General features: G+C 66.0%; 14 protein-coding genes and 2 pseudogenes. 9 read left to right on the plus strand and 7 right to left on the minus strand.

Translation table 11 applies throughout. The features are described from left to right. Position 1: 1 nt before the first annotated feature. From NK1_RS14120 to NK1_RS33725, 4 genes and pseudogenes are all read left to right on the plus strand, one after another. Entirely contained in the window at positions 2-991 is a 990-nt protein-coding gene (locus NK1_RS14120; protein ID WP_063009069.1) for a PDR/VanB family oxidoreductase, read from the plus strand. A 37-nt stretch (positions 992-1,028) separates the two neighbouring features. Beyond that, positions 1,029-1,856, plus strand: coding sequence for an SDR family NAD(P)-dependent oxidoreductase (locus NK1_RS14125; protein ID WP_063008982.1), 828 nt, complete (start codon positions 1,029-1,031; stop codon positions 1,854-1,856). A gap of 177 nt (positions 1,857-2,033) precedes the next feature. Then, positions 2,034-2,354 carry a hypothetical protein gene (locus tag NK1_RS14130; RefSeq protein WP_063008983.1) on the plus strand — a complete coding sequence of 107 codons (321 nt, stop codon included), beginning with the start codon at positions 2,034-2,036 and terminating at the stop codon, positions 2,352-2,354. A gap of 137 nt (positions 2,355-2,491) precedes the next feature. Then, a pseudogene (locus tag NK1_RS33725) lies at positions 2,492-2,678 on the plus strand (transposase); the annotation flags it as partial. 42 nt (positions 2,679-2,720) lie between these two features. Here NK1_RS33725 and NK1_RS14135 read toward each other — a convergent pair. Further along, positions 2,721-3,380, minus strand: coding sequence for a nucleoside/nucleotide kinase family protein (locus tag NK1_RS14135; RefSeq protein WP_063008984.1), 660 nt, complete (start codon positions 3,378-3,380; stop codon positions 2,721-2,723). 69 nt (positions 3,381-3,449) lie between these two features. On the opposite strand from NK1_RS14135, the gene NK1_RS36040 reads away from it, so the two are divergent. Further along, positions 3,450-3,941 carry a transposase gene (locus NK1_RS36040; protein WP_167354263.1) on the plus strand — a complete coding sequence of 164 codons (492 nt, stop codon included), beginning with the start codon at positions 3,450-3,452 and terminating at the stop codon, positions 3,939-3,941. Positions 3,942-3,976: 35 nt separating this feature from the next. Here the strand turns inward: NK1_RS36040 and NK1_RS14140 are convergent, their stop codons facing one another. Beyond that, complete coding sequence (locus tag NK1_RS14140) at positions 3,977-4,636, minus strand: hemerythrin domain-containing protein (protein ID WP_063008985.1); 660 nt, start codon at positions 4,634-4,636, stop codon at positions 3,977-3,979. 244 nt (positions 4,637-4,880) lie between these two features. Between NK1_RS14140 and NK1_RS36320 the strand changes: the two are divergent. Continuing rightward, positions 4,881-4,997 (plus strand): annotated as a pseudogene (locus NK1_RS36320) (transposase); the annotation flags it as partial. Positions 4,998-5,438: 441 nt separating this feature from the next. On the opposite strand, the gene NK1_RS14145 reads toward NK1_RS36320, so the two are convergent. Then, complete coding sequence (locus NK1_RS14145; RefSeq protein WP_063009070.1) at positions 5,439-5,858, minus strand: DUF1003 domain-containing protein; 420 nt, start codon at positions 5,856-5,858, stop codon at positions 5,439-5,441. 270 nt (positions 5,859-6,128) lie between these two features. On the opposite strand from NK1_RS14145, the gene NK1_RS34515 reads away from it, so the two are divergent. Further along, positions 6,129-6,740, plus strand: coding sequence for a hypothetical protein (locus NK1_RS34515; protein WP_157104267.1), 612 nt, complete (start codon positions 6,129-6,131; stop codon positions 6,738-6,740). Positions 6,741-7,251: 511 nt separating this feature from the next. Further along, complete coding sequence (locus tag NK1_RS14155) at positions 7,252-8,979, plus strand: tyrosine-type recombinase/integrase (RefSeq protein WP_063008987.1); 1,728 nt, start codon at positions 7,252-7,254, stop codon at positions 8,977-8,979. Between the two features lie 220 nt (positions 8,980-9,199). Here NK1_RS14155 and NK1_RS14160 read toward each other — a convergent pair whose 3' ends face one another. Genes NK1_RS14160 through NK1_RS14175 form a run of 4 tightly spaced genes read right to left on the minus strand, consistent with a single transcriptional unit; the run spans position 9,200 to position 12,766 of the window. After that, complete coding sequence (locus tag NK1_RS14160; protein ID WP_063906004.1) at positions 9,200-10,282, minus strand: PDR/VanB family oxidoreductase; 1,083 nt, start codon at positions 10,280-10,282, stop codon at positions 9,200-9,202. Between the two features lie 20 nt (positions 10,283-10,302). Beyond that, positions 10,303-11,178, minus strand: a complete 876-nt coding sequence (locus NK1_RS14165) for a metal-dependent hydrolase (protein ID WP_063008989.1) — start codon at positions 11,176-11,178, stop codon at positions 10,303-10,305. Next, positions 11,175-12,071: an alpha/beta fold hydrolase gene (locus NK1_RS14170; RefSeq protein ID WP_245660493.1), complete on the minus strand. Its 897-nt coding sequence runs from the start codon at positions 12,069-12,071 to the stop codon at positions 11,175-11,177. The genes NK1_RS14165 and NK1_RS14170 overlap by 4 nt, the downstream gene beginning before the upstream one ends. Further along, positions 12,071-12,766, minus strand: coding sequence for an enoyl-CoA hydratase/isomerase family protein (locus NK1_RS14175; RefSeq protein ID WP_063008991.1), 696 nt, complete (start codon positions 12,764-12,766; stop codon positions 12,071-12,073). The genes NK1_RS14170 and NK1_RS14175 overlap by 1 nt, the downstream gene beginning before the upstream one ends. Positions 12,767-12,828: 62 nt before the next feature. On the opposite strand from NK1_RS14175, the gene NK1_RS14180 reads away from it, so the two are divergent. Beyond that, positions 12,829-13,515 (plus strand): TetR/AcrR family transcriptional regulator, encoded by a 687-nt coding sequence (locus tag NK1_RS14180; RefSeq protein ID WP_084460916.1) that lies wholly within the window; start codon positions 12,829-12,831, stop codon positions 13,513-13,515. The last annotated feature ends 116 nt before the right edge of the window (positions 13,516-13,631 follow it).

The raw sequence follows: 13,631 nt of genomic DNA on the forward strand, positions 1-13,631 counted from the left end.
GTTGACACCTTCGAAAGTCTCGGCAGCTTCGTCGGGCGAGGCCGCCGATGATCTGGATGTCGTCGTCGAAAGCATCGAGGATGTCGCAGCCGGCGTCAAAGCCCTGACCCTGCGACCGGTGACCGGCGCCTTGCTGCCCGCATGGCAGCCCGGTTCCCACATCGACGTGTTCCTTCCCTCGGGCGCGGTGCGTCAGTACTCTCTGTGCGGTGATCGCCGCGATCCGGACGCGTGGCGGATCGCGGTGCTGCGCGAGCCACCCGGCAAGGGCCGGGGCGGTTCGGAGTACATCCACACCTCGCTGCGCGCGGGCACGAAGATCCGCGTCGGCGCGCCTCGCGACAACTTCGCCCTGGTCGAGGCGCGGCGGTATCTGTTCATCGCGGGTGGCATCGGGATCACCCCAATTCTGCCGATGATCGCGCACGTCCACGAGCAAGGCGCCACGTGGCGACTGGTCTACGGCGGCCGCACCGCCGACTCCATGGCCTTCCGCGACGAACTCGAGCGATATGGCGATCGCGTCGAGTTCTGGCCCGAAGACCGCGCCGGCCTGATCGACCTGGCCGGCGTCCTCGCCGGAACGCCCTCGGACACCGCGATCTACAGCTGCGGCCCCGCCGCGCTCCTCGAAGCGCTCGAGCAGCAGTGCGGCGACCGCCCCACGGGCGCCCTGCACACCGAGCGTTTCGTACCGAAGACCGACGACCGCACCGCCACCGACACGGCCTTCGAAGTCGTTCTGGCCAAACAGGATCGGACGATCATCATTCCGCCGGACAAAAGCATCCTGCACACGCTCGAAGCCGCCGGAGTCGAGGTGCTCTCGTCCTGCCAGCAGGGCATGTGCGGCCGGTGTGAACAGACGGTCCTCGACGGTAGGCCGGACCACCGTGACGAGGTCCTGACTCCCGAAGAACGCGAAAGCAACGAATACATCCTCATCTGCGTATCCCGGTGCCTGGGCGAGCGCCTAGTCCTGGATCTGTGACAAGACTTCCGAACACCTATTTCGACAGGAGAGAACAATGGGTCGCGTAGAAGGCAAGATTGCGATCGTCACCGGTGCGACATTCGTCGAGCAAGGCGGTCTCAACATCGGCGGCGCCACCGCCACGGAACTGGCAGCCGAAGGCGCGCGCGTGGTCGTGGCCGACATCAATATCGAAGGCGCGCAGCGTCTCGCGGACATACTCAACGAGCGGCACGGCGAGAAGACCGCCCTCGCGTACGGCCTCGATCTGCGCAACGAGAGCGAGATCGAGCAGCTGGTCCAGCGGACCGTCGAGTACTTCGGCACCCCCGGCATCGTGGTCAACAACGCGGGCATCTTCCCCATGGACGACGGTGACGTCGCCACCATGTCCGTCGAGACCTGGGACAACGTCCTGGCCGTCAACCTGCGCGCCGCCATGCTGATGACCAAGCACACCCTGCCCTACCTGCGTGAACACGGCGGCTCGATCATCAACACCGCCTCCACCCACGCCTTCGCCGGCGACAACAGCCTCACCGGCTACGGCGCCACCAAGGCCGCCCTGCTCGCGCTCACCAAATACACCGCGACGCAGTACGGCAAGGAGGGCGTGCGCTGCAACGCGATCTGCCCCGGCACCACCACCACTCCCCCGGCGCAGGCACTGCCGCAGGAGATCAAGGATATCTACATCCGGCACACGATGAACCCGACGCTCAACGGCCCCACCGAACTGGCCAAGGCGTACCTGTTCCTCGCCTCCGACGACTCGCGCGGCATCAACGGCGAGGTGATCCGGGTCGACGGCGGCCTGCTCGCCCACCAGCCGTTCGTCCCGGACATGCGCAACCTCGGAATGACCACGGCCGAAAGCCAGTGACCCCCGACCTGTCGAACCCCGGCCTGCCCTGATCCACTCCACCATCGGTTCGACAGCATTCGCATACGGCCCCGGGGAGCCCCTCCGCTTCTCCGGGGCCTGCCTGCGCTCCGCCCGCACCCGAAAGCGTTCCCGCCGAGTGCGATTCGCACGTCGCTACCGAACAGGACACCGAAGATGACGACCTTTCAACCGAACCGGCAGGCCCTCACCGCCGAGCGGGGCATCCCCGCGCACCATCGACGGCCTCACCCGCGCGAGCGGATCCCGGCAGGACCGCACGCCCGGCGCGGGCCCCGGCCGGATGCCTGGCAGATCGTGGAGTTCGCCGAGGCGTGGTCACCTTTCGGCGGCCCGCCGGACGAGGAGTTGTTCGTGCGATTCGGCATGAGCCGTTCCCGGTTCGCCGAAGTCCTCGCCGAGTCGGTCGAGCAGATCACCCGCCAATTGCGCCCGGGGCAACGCCGTTCCCCGGCTCGTGGACAGCGCCTCCGCTAATCGCAGACGGCTCGGACACCGACCGAACCTCGGTCGAGTGGAGGGCATCGGCAGTCATGCGGTGCAGCCACGATCGGTAACCCTGTCTACTCGCGGACTGGGGTATTCGACTTCGATCTCCTCGGAGACAGGTCCGGCCGATCGAGGTGAAGGTTCCTCGGGACACCGCCGGCACCGTTCGGGCCGCAGACCGTCCGCAAACGCCCGCGCAGGCTGACCGGGGTGGATGAGATAGTGCTGTCGCTGTCGGCCAAGGGCCTGACCCACGGTTCGATCAGCGCGCACCTTGCTGAGGTCTATGGCGCCGAGGTGTCACGGCAGTCCTCTCGGTCTTCACTGATCGAGCGTTGTTCGATGCGGGTTCGATTACCGGGCAGCGTGAGCATGTTCCGGGGCGACGATGTTCGGCTGGTCGTATCGGGTGTTGTCGATGACGATGCCAGCCCGTGACCACGGCTGTGATCGTGCGAAGTACAGACGTTGTCCGTCGACGTATCGGCGCACCGTCTCGTGCGCCGGGTCCGGGTGAGTACCATCGCGTTCGGCCATTCGGGCGACCGTCACGTCGAACGGGACATCGAGGAAAACCGATGTATCCCAGATGTCTGCGAGTTCGTCTCGATGCAGGAACATCCCTTCGACCACCACAATCGCGTTGCGTGGCGCCCATCGTGGGCTGGGGCGCACGACGGTGTCGGAGTCCGGATCGTAGGAGGCGGTGCGGTACCAGCCGTCACCGCCGGGACGCAACGGATCGAGTGCATCACGACACAGTGCGGGGTAGTTGTAGGAATCAAGCCAGAAACCGTGCGGGGATCGCCGGCCCCGTGCGTGCCGGACAGCGGACGGGTTGAGGAAGTCATCGGCGTGCAACACGATAACCGGCCGAGTGTGCAGCCGCCGCACGAGTTCTGCGGTGAACGTGGTCTTCCCACTGCCGTCCACGCCGTCTATCGCGACGAGGGTACGTCCGGATGTGGCGCCTTCGGTTATCCGTGCGGCGACCGCTCCGAAGACATCGACCATGGAACAAGTATCGACTCGTGTACGCCCTGCGGTTCGCTCGACAACCTCGACCCGCCATCGCCAGCGAGAGTGCACCAGCGATCCTGCTTCGGAGGCTCGACACTGTTCCCGGCGTCTGCGCCATCGAAATCGCGGAAACATTGCCACTTTCCGCCGCGAGTCACAGTCTGGACCGCCCCGCTGGATGCCTCATCCGGACAGCAGCAGCGGCACCGGCTTTCCCGGGCCGGGAAACGGAAGATCAACCGTGTCCTGCACATCATGGCGATCGTCCAGCTGCGTCACCAGACCGCCGGCCGCGTCTACTACGACGGCAAACGCGCCGCCGGGAAGACCTCGATGGAATCGATGCGGGCGCTCAAACGCCGATTGTCGAACGTGGCCTACAACCGGATGCTCGCTGACCAGCGGCGGCGAGACGCGGCAGGCCCGGGAGGGCATTCGGGAACGACAACTTACTCCAGCGTGACCGGCACGACCCCGCACACCGATCCTTCGGACAAGCCACAACCCGGACCTACCGACAACCAGCCTAACGCTGAACTCCCAACCGCCTCTTGACATAAAGGGGGAGCCAATGAGCGGACATTCCGCGATCACTGGTAGCTGGTGTCGGAACGCACCAGATCGCGGCGCAGGATGCGGGTTTCGCGGGCATGGCCCGGCGCGCCGAGGAAGCGGTAGAGCATGCGAACCGGCGCGGGAATATCGCGCAGGAAGTCGGCGCGTTCGGTCGGGTCGGCCTCCTCGAGGATGTGGCCGAGGAAGACCAGGGCCCGGCGTTTGGGGAGCGAGGCCATGCCGCGTTCACCCAGTTCGGCCCATTGGGGTTCGGTGAGGGTGCGGGCCACGAGGGGCAGCACCGAGTTCTCCTCCTCGGCGAGATGCTCGGTGAGGAGCGGGTGCAGGCGAGCCACCGCCGCCGTGACCTGATCGGCCGCGGCCGGATCGGACTCCCAGCAGGCGAGGGCGGAGTCGAGGGCGGCCATGCCTGCCGCGAGCGCGGCGTGCTGGGACTCCATGACCTCGATCAAAGCGGTGTCGATGCCCGCGGAACGTAGCCGCGGCCACACCAGTTCGTCTTCGGAATCGTGATGGTGGTGCAGCGCCTGGAGCAACTCGCGCCCGTGACGGACCACACGGCGTACTTGGTCGAGGTCCGATTGCGGGGTGACAGCGGCGATTTCGCCCAACAGCCGGATTTCGCGCGTGAAGGCGCGGTGCACGACCACCATGGCCTGGGTGTCACAGCTCATTGTTCAAGACCCTTCGGCGAGTACGACATCGCCATGAAGATACGGCCACAACCGCCAGCGCCCTCCCATGAGGGCGTGACGCAGCCAGACCTGGACGACAGAACTGCCGTTGGTCCGGGCCGCCCGCACAACCAAGAATCGGCGGCTGCGTGAATCGCACCGGGATGTCCGGAGACTTTGATGTACCCCGGCTTTCCCGGAGTCGGGATGCTTGACTTCTGGTCACGATGTCGTCGAAGGAGACATGTTCGTGCCCAAAAGGTATCCCGAGGAGTTCCGCCGCAAGGTTCTCGATCTGGTCGCTGCCGGCCGGCCGGTTGCGCAGATAGCCAAGGACCTGGGCATCAGCGACCAGACGATCTCAACCTCTGTCCGCGCGCCTCCGGCGCGCGGACAGAGGCGTTCAAGGGCGTGGGTAGCCGCTACACGGTGCGGGCGAGCGGGGTTGGGCCGAATCGTTCCTGTCTTGAATTCTTGGTTTCGAGACAGCATTGGTGCACCGTTGCCAGCGCTTCGAAGTCGCATGTGGGCTGGTCTCGAAATTTGGTCTCGTTCTGGGCTGGGGACGGTCGGGATGCCCTGGGACACCGTCGAGTTCGGCCTCTACTCTCGTTGGGGCGCGAGACCGAGGCGCAGCGTCGGCAACAGCACGACCGTTGGAAAGTGGGGCTCGGATGCCAGCGGGGGCAAGACCACACGCGCGGCGGCAGCGGCTGGTCGCAGGCCGGGGGCGGACATTGCAACGAAGATCTACTTCGTCGCAGTAGTCGTGGTTCGGCCCGTGCGATCGACGGTTCTGACATCACGACTTCTCGGTGCGGCCGAATATTTCCTCGTCGACGATGATCCTGCGATGCAACTCAGTGGTCATCACGTGGATCGCGCGGGTGAGTTCGGTATTGGTCTTGAGTTCCAACTCTTCCTCGGCGAAGTCGTGATCGGCTTTCAGCTGCTGGAACTCGGCCGCACGATTCTGCCCGATCATGACGAACGTCGACAGGAAGATGGCCTCCAGCGACACGACGAGCGTCAGCGTGGGCCACGGGCTGTCCTCACAGAACAGCATCCAACCGGCGAACCCCGCCGCGTGGAGGTAGACAAACGGCATCGACCCGGCGAACCGGGTGATCCAGTCAGCCAAGCGTAGCTGCCAGTTTTCTCTCCGCTTGGCCCGGAAGTCGGCCACGACGGGATGCTGGTCGCTGCGCGGTGGCTGTGACATGAATAAGCTCCTCTGCAAAACACATCGGCGACGGCGGCCGCATCCGAATGCTATCCGCGCGCGGCGTGCATCTCGCCTGAGCCATGGGATCCGGCCGGAGACGGGTGAGACAGAACCTCTCCCGGAAGTGGGCCGCAAACTCCCTGCGGCCGACGGTGGCCCGGATCCAGGGATGGTGCTGAGGCTAGAACGAATCCCGGCGCCCGCGATCTGCGCCCGCCCAGGTTCGCCGCGTGTAACCCCGGCGGGGAACACGACGAATCAGGATATGTGCGCACCCGTGACGTGGAGATCGGGCACACTTACGTGGTCCTGGTCCCCCACCGACTACCGATCGCCCGCTACCCCGAACGCGAGCTACCGGGCACACCGATGTGGGTGGCCGGACTCCTGACCGGCACCCGCTTCCGGCTCACCGTCACCAGCATCGACCGCGACACCGCCCCGGCCACCACCGAAGGACTGCGGGTGATCGAACACGCTTACACCGACATCGTCCTCACCGACACCCAGGCCAGCGACCTCGGCCTGCCGGCACGCCATGGCTACCGCGTCGTGGGAATGCTGACCGACCACACCGGCCGGCCGGCCCGCATCCCCACCTGGAAACAATCCGGGTGCCCGTCCGATGGCTGTACCCGCCTGACCATCCCCGACTACAACGCGTCACCCACCGCGACGCCGACCCGTGGCCCTACACATAAGGCCACAAACTCGATCACCGACCCGAACACGCCGCGGCTGGGGCGGCTGCCCGGGATCCAGCCCGCGACAACGACATCCGCCGACCGCCGAAGCGGGGTCTTGTCTCTTGACTGCACCGCCAAGTGCTTCGTGGCAACGAAGGAGTTGGTGTGGACAACGATCTCCGGCACTCCCTGATGAACGGATTGACGCCCCTTCCCAGGACCGGCGCCGTTGTGGCCGGGCCCGGCAAGCTTCCGCCATTTCTCGTGCTCGACGGACACGGCAGCTCGATCGAACCGGTGGAGAGTTATCTTCGCGACCTCGCCCTGAGCGATGCCAGCCCGTTGACCGCCAAGAGTTATGGCTATGACCTGCTGCGATGGTTTCGTCTGCTGTGGTGTCTGGATCTGGACTGGACTCGCGCTACCGGGGCTGAGATCGCGCTGCTGGTCGGCTGGATGCGAACCGCGCCCAACCCGCAGCGGCGGCGACGTCGCGCGGCCGCCGCACCGCCTGGGTGCGTGAATCCGCGCGCCGGCAAGCCCTCGCTGAAGGCGGGGTACGCGGCCCGCACGATCAACCATTGCCTGAGCGTGGTGTGGGGCTTCTGCGCCTACCACGCCGGATTCGGCCGCGGTCCGGTGCTCAACCCTGTTCCTGAGTCCGCCGCCCAGCGTCGCGCCATGAGGCATTTGAGCCCGATCAGATGCTGTGGGAGACCGGTCATTTCCCGGCGTCGACTCCACCGACGATGCGGGCGTTTCTCGTCGCGGGCCAGCGCAGCGTCGATGAGCTCGTCGACCGATATCCGATTCGCGACAAAGCCATTCGACAACTACTCATCGACTACATCAGCCGCCGCCGAGCCGACTCCGACTACTGCCATATCGAGTCCATGGCCAGGATGCTGGCCGGGCATTTTCGGTCGGCGATCGAAGCGATCAACCCCGCCCAGGCCGGCAGCCTGGAAATCGACCAGGCCACCTACGGGCAATGGCGCGAAGGCCTCAACTGGCTGCCCGACGGAAGAGCCCGCAAAGACCCGCACAGCATCCTGATCCTCGTGCGGGCCCTGTACACGGACTTGCACAGCTGGGCAGTCGAGGACCCCGCAACCTGGGCTCGGTGGGCAGTGGCCTGCCCGATCCCCAACGGCGAGCTGCGTGGTTACGGCAAACGGCGCCGCCGACTGAAAGAACGCATCGATGACCGCATGCGCCTGCGTCAACCGTTGCTACCGGCCTTGGTCGAATACGTCGAAACCCGGTACGAGCACGTTCGTTCGCTGCTGGCAGCCGCACGCTCGGTTGAACCCGGCACGCGGTTCACCCATGACGGCCGCGAATTCCAGCGGATCGACCGCGGAACCGACCGCTCCCGAGACCGATACCACCTGCGAGTCCGTGACCTCGTCACCGGGGAAACGACCAACATCACCCTGAGCGAGGACTACGCCTTCTGGCGTTGCGCGACCGTCGAGGTGCTGCGGCTCTCCGGTGTACGCAGCGAAGAACTGTGCGAGCTGTCCCATCTGAGCATCCGCCAATACCGGCGCCCGAACGGGGAGGTGATCGCCCTGCTGGTGATCGCCCCGTCCAAGAGCGACCGCGAACGCGTCATGCCGATGTCGGCCGAATTGTTCCACGTCATCGCCCAGATCATCAAACGCCACACCGCCGGCGCCGACCCGGTCCCACTACTGACCCGCTACGACACCAACGACCGCAGCTGGTCTGAACCCATGCCGTTCCTATTTCAACGCCAATATGGCAGGCTGCGCACCGTCGCCAGCCCCGGCACCATCCAGGGCTGGCTCACCACCGCCTGCCGCGAGCTCGCCGAAACCCATCCCGGCTTCCGCGGCATCCGCTTCAGCCCCCACGACTTCCGGCGCCTGTTCGCCACCGAGCTGGCCAACAGCGGCCTGCCGATCCACATTGGCGCCGCCCTGCTCGGCCACCTGAACCTGGAAACCTTCCGCGGCTACGTCACCGTCTTCGACGAAGAGGTCATCCGGCACTACCAGGCACACCTGAACAAACGCCGCCGCGACCGCAACCAGGACGAATACAGCCAAGTCAGTGCTGCTGAATGGAGCGACTTCGAAGAACATTTCGACAAACGCAAGGTCGAACTGGGCGGGTGCGCCCGCCCCTACGGCACCGGCTGCCCACACGAACACGCCTGTATCCGTTGTCCGATGCTCAACATCAACCCCAAAATGCTGCCACGTCTCACCGAGATCGAGACCGACCTGCTCGACCGGCGCGCGCGGGCCGAGCGCGAAGGTTGGATCGGAGAAATCGAAGGCATCGACCTGACCCTGAGCTTCCTGAAACACAAGCGCGAGCAGACAGAACGCCTCACCAGGCTCGCCCCCCGAACCGGTCCCCCTCACACTCGAACCCACCCGTGCGCAAGACCTCAACGCTGACGGTACTCGAGGCTCGGCGCCACAGTCATAGCGTGTAGGTCAGGCTGCGGCGAGGTCCGGTGGTGAGGGGCATCGTTTGGCGGATGCTGACGTGTGCGCCGGCCGGTGTTGCCTTCGGGGTCATGACCGAATACGCCGCGATGCTCACGGTATGCCGCTGACCCGCGTCGAAGCCATGGTGCTGGCAGGCACTAGTCGACTCAGTCGCGGGCGGCGCTCGTCAGAGCTCGAGGGTGAGGTGGTCGGATGCGGCGCGGTCGACGCAGATCAGCATCGAATCGGGGGCGTCGAGAAACGCCGACTGTCCGCGGCGTTCGACCTCGCCCGACAGCACCCGCACACGACACGTTCCACAGAAGCCCTGCTGGCACGAGTAGGAGACCGCGGTCGAGGTGGCGCGGATCGCAGCGAGGGCTGATTCATCGGCTGCGACCTCGACATCGCGTTTCGACCGGTTCAGGTGCACGCTGAATGCTCGGCCGCCGAGCACAGGTGGTGGGGAGAACCGTTCGAAGTGGAAACCGGCTGTGGCCTGCTGATCGATGGCATCGCGCACGTCGTGCAACAGTGCTGGGGGGCCGCAGAAGTAGACCGATGTTCGCGGATCGGTGTGGGACAGCAGGTCCTCGACGGGCAGGCGAGGGCCTGTGTGGATGCGGACGCGACGCGATTCGAAGCGGGCGATCTCGTCGAGGAACGCCATTGTCTTTTCGCTGCGGCCGAGGTAGGTCAGATGCCAGTCGACCCCGGCGGCCGCGGCCGCGCGCACCATGGGCAGGATGGCGGTGATGCCGATTCCCGCCGCGATGAACTCGACGCGGGAGATATCGGCGCGTGCCAGATGGGGGTAGGCGAACGGAAATCCGTTACGCGGTCCGCGCCCGATTACCGTGGTGCCGACCGGTAATGCGTCGTGGATCTCGATGGACCCGCCGCCGCCGTCGGCGATGCGTCGCACCGCGATCTGGTAGCTCGAGTGATCATCGGGGTCGCCGCACAACGAATATTGACGTGGTGTGCCCGAAGGGAGGATGAGGTCCAGATGCGCGCCGGGAGACCAACAAGGTAGCGGGCGGCCGTCGCTCGATTCCAGGCGTACACCGACCACATCGTCGGCGATGAGCCGGTTCTCGGCGACCATCAGGCTGATGGCGCGATCGATCTGCTCGGTGGCCGGAATCCTCGTACGGGCGACTATGGCGGCGAGAAAGCGGGTCGCGACTCGATAGGTCGACATCAGCCGGTCCGGCTTGCCGGGGCGCGCCAGCGAAGCCGGGACTCGAGCAGGGCTGGTCGAGGACATGATGAGCTCCGAACGCTTGGTCACTGGGCCGCGGCACGTGCCGCCGGCGAGGACGCCAGATAGGCCACGGCCTGGCTGGTCGAGCCGTACTTCGACGGGTGATAGGAAGGCCGCAGGTATTCGAAGAACATCGCGGCCAGGCTGGCCGGGCTCGGCATGAGCCCGCGCCGCCACGCTGATCGCACATCGCTCCACCGGATGCGCCGGTCGCGGCCGGCGAGGTCGGGGTCCACCGACATCAGGTACCGGATTCCGCGCACCCAGAGGATCGCCAGTGTCGGGGCGGACATCAGCCATGCGCGCACCCGCCGCCAGTAGCGGCCGTCGAGGTGGGTGTAGAGGTCGAAGGCGACGTGGCGGTGTTCGACCTCTTCGGCCAGGTGCCAGCGGAACAGGTCCAGCACCCGGGGTTCGATCGTGTCGTCCCAGCCGCGGGCGTTGAGGCCCCAGTTGCCGAGGTAGGAGGTGAAATGCTCCAGCGCGGCCACGATGGCCACCCGTTCCAGCAGCCAGGCTTCGGCGCGGCGGCCGGTCAACTCGCGGTCGCCGAACAGGCTGCGGAAGAACCAGCGGATCTGCTCGATGTAGGGCTCGACGAGCAGGCCCTGGGCCTGCAGATGGTCCAGCAGTGACTGGTGGGAGCTCGAGTGGGTGGCTTCTTGGCCGATGAACCCGATCACGTCCTCACGGACCGCGTCGTCCTTGATCAGCGGCAGTGCTTTGCTGAACACATCGACGAAGAACACCTCGCCTTCGGGAAGCAGCATGTTCATGCCGTTGCAGTAGTGGGTGACGAAGGCGTTGTCGTCGACGTAGTGCATCGGCAGGCCCGTCCAGTCCCAGCTCACGTTGCGAGCGGTGAGGGCGACGGTGCCGGTATCGGGGTTCGAGGTCATCCTGGCAAACCTTCCTTCTCAGTCGTGGTGTGCTCGCCGATGAAGGCGCGCACGTGGCGGGCGACCTCGGCGGGGTCGAACGCCGGGACCCAGTGCCCGCCTTCGACCGAACGCACTTGCGAGTTCGGCGCCCAGCGGGTGATCGCGGTCTGGCTGGCCGCGGTGATGAACAGGTCCGAACGAGGTGCCAGCACCTGCACCGGAACCTGGGTGCGGCGCCGTTGGGGGCGCAGAAGCCGCGGCAGCAGATTCGCGGTGTAGATCTTGAGGCCCGCTCGATTCGCGCGGGCACGGTCTTCGGGCATGCCGATCGGCCGCGCCCCGGCCTCCACGCGTTCGGCCATTGCGATCACGGCGTCGACGACCCCGAGGCGGCACATCAGCGGCGCCAGCCACGGAATCTGGAAGAACCCCATGTACAGCGGGGACTTCCACATTCCCAGGATCTCGGCCCAGCCTCGCGGGCCCGCGGTGAGCCGGTCACCGATCCAGAAGGGAATGTGATCCAGGCACGGCCCAGAGATCGAGGTCAGCGACGCGACCTTGCTTTGTGCAGGACCGGTCACCGCGTGCCAGGCTTGCACCGAGCCCCAGTCGTGACCGACCAGGTGCACCTTGTCATCGGCGCTGACGGCATCGATCACTCGTCCGATGTCATCGGCCAACTGGTCGAGGCGGTAGTCCCGGATTCGGGTCGGGGCGTCGGAGTCACCCGAGCCTCGTACGTCGAAACTCACCACATGAAAAGCGGATTCGAGTCTGGCTGCCACCCCGTCCCACACCGTGTGATCATCGGGGAATCCGTGCACGCACAGCACCGTCGGCGAGCGCGGGTTACCGCGTTCCCGGATGACCAGGCCGACACCGTCGGATGCGATCAGATGCCGGCTCATCACTGGGCACCTGCCTCACGCAGCGACGCCACGGCATGCCGGTAGAGCCGGGCCTTGATCAGGCCCAATGTCTGACCGGCCTTCGGTGCGAGGGCCTCAGCACGCGCCAGCGCCTCGCCGAACACCTGCGTTTGCGGTACCGCCACGTCGGCCAGGCCCGCGGTCACCGCCTCAGGGCCGCCGTAGCGGCGGCCGGTGGTCATCGACTCGTGTGCCGTGGCGGAGGTGAGTTTCGCGGTGATCAGGTCACACATCGCATCGGAGAACGGGATCTGGATGTCGATCTCCGGGAAGCAGAAATAGCCTCGGTCCTCGCGCATCACACGCTGATCGTGTGCCAGCGCCAGCATCGCGGCGGCCCCGAACGCATGGCCCTGCACGGCAGCCACGGTGGGCACGTCCATGGTCAGCATCCGCGCGAACAGCGTCTGCACCCGCCCGCTGAACGCCGGGATCTGCTCGCTGTGAGCCATCAGCCATTGCAGGTCCAGCCCGTTGGACCAGAACTTGCCGCTGGCGGTGGTCACCAGCGCCGCGGGCCCGTCATGGGCGGTGACGACGTCGAGATGGGATTCGACGGCATCGAGCCAGGCGGGGTTGATCGCATTCTCGCCGTCGCCGAGATCGAGAACGTGGACATGTCCGTGCCGCGTCAACGAGGGAACCGATGACACCCCCAAGGATGCGAAATTCATTTCTAGAAAATAACTTCTAGAAATGCTTCTGTCTACCCCCTCCGCTCTGAGATACTCACTGCGTGGCCAGAACCCTTTTTTCCACCGACGTGCTGCTCGACGCCGCCCGCGAAGTCGTGTTGCAACGCGGGCCGCGCGCCGCCACGATCACCGCGATCGCCACCCAGGCCGGCGCACCGGTCGGATCGATCTATCACCGGTTCGCCTCCGTCGACGAGATGCTGGCCCAAGCGTGGTTACGCGCCGTCCGCCGCACACACGAGGTGTGGCCGCAGAACCTGGAACCCGAGCCCAAAGCGGTTGATGTCATCGTCGAGCTGGCACTGGCCCTGTTCGACCACTGCGTCGCCGAGCCGCATGATGCGTTGCTGCTGGACCGGCTTTCCCGAGACGACGTGATGAACCTGCGCCTGTCCCCGCAGATGCTCAGCCAGATCCGAGATGCCGAACAGACCACGGCCTACCTCATGAAGGAACTCTCCACAGCACTGCTCGGGCGAGCGCACCGCGACGCCGTCGACCTGCTGGTCTTGGCCGTCGTCGACATGCCGTTCAGCTTCGCCAGGCGATACCTTCAGCAAGGACAATCTCCCCCGCAGAGCAGGCGCAGACACCTTCCGGACGCGGTCCGGGCCGTCATCGGCCCGCCCACGATGAACCAACCATCCGCTACTCCACCGCCCCACGCCCCAGCGGCCAACGATCACGCAGTGCTGCCGAAGCCCTCCGGCGACCCCCGGCGAGCCTAGGCCTGCAATCAGCGCACCCCGGGACACACCACCGCGAGCACACTCATCGCTTGCGGGCGACGCCGGTCAGAACAACGTTCACCAACAGCAGCCGGGGCACGGCACCGGCCCGATGA

The organism is Nocardia kruczakiae NBRC 101016 (genome assembly GCF_001612965.1).
In the GTDB taxonomy this organism is placed as follows: Bacteria; Actinomycetota; Actinomycetes; order Mycobacteriales; family Mycobacteriaceae; genus Nocardia; species Nocardia kruczakiae.